The organism is Bradyrhizobium sp. Leo78 (assembly GCF_059512425.1).
Window position 1 is genome coordinate 1 of record NZ_JCAMOT010000224.1, and the last position, 442, is coordinate 442.

Genomic DNA, 442 nt, shown 5'->3' on the forward strand with positions numbered 1-442 from the left:
TCGATCGTGAAATTCTCGCCGAACTGTCCGTGGACGAAGTCGGTCCGGTTCAGTTGATCCTGCCAATGGCGATACGACTCGGTCTGGTAGACGAAGACGGCTCGCTGCTCACCTCCGTGGCCGGCCAGGTCCCCTTGACCGTCTCCGTCCAGATTCAACCGGCCTGCCCGACAGCGGCCGCGCACCGGATTTTTCCAGATCCCGGTGTGTACAGTGCGCCCCTTCCAGGCGATATCGCGCGGAAGCCCGACGTTCACCGATAGCAATCGCGCCATGTCCTGCTCCGCTTTTGTGGGGACCGGAAGTTTCCTAGCCGCTCTCAGCCGCGGGGCCGCTGTCGCGTGACCGCTGATGCCCATTTGCAGGGCGAACCACCTCGGCGAGGTCGAGGTTGCGATCGGGGCCATGCGGGACCACCGTCTGACCCGGCTCAAGATGGAGC

General features: G+C 64.0%; 1 protein-coding gene. It reads right to left on the reverse strand.

Annotated elements, in window-relative coordinates:
- A partial coding sequence (locus tag AC5ZG1_RS44400; RefSeq protein ID WP_496136571.1) for an MOSC domain-containing protein occupies positions 1 to 275 on the reverse strand: 275 nt, incomplete at its 3' end.
- Positions 276 to 442: the final 167 nt, after the last annotated feature.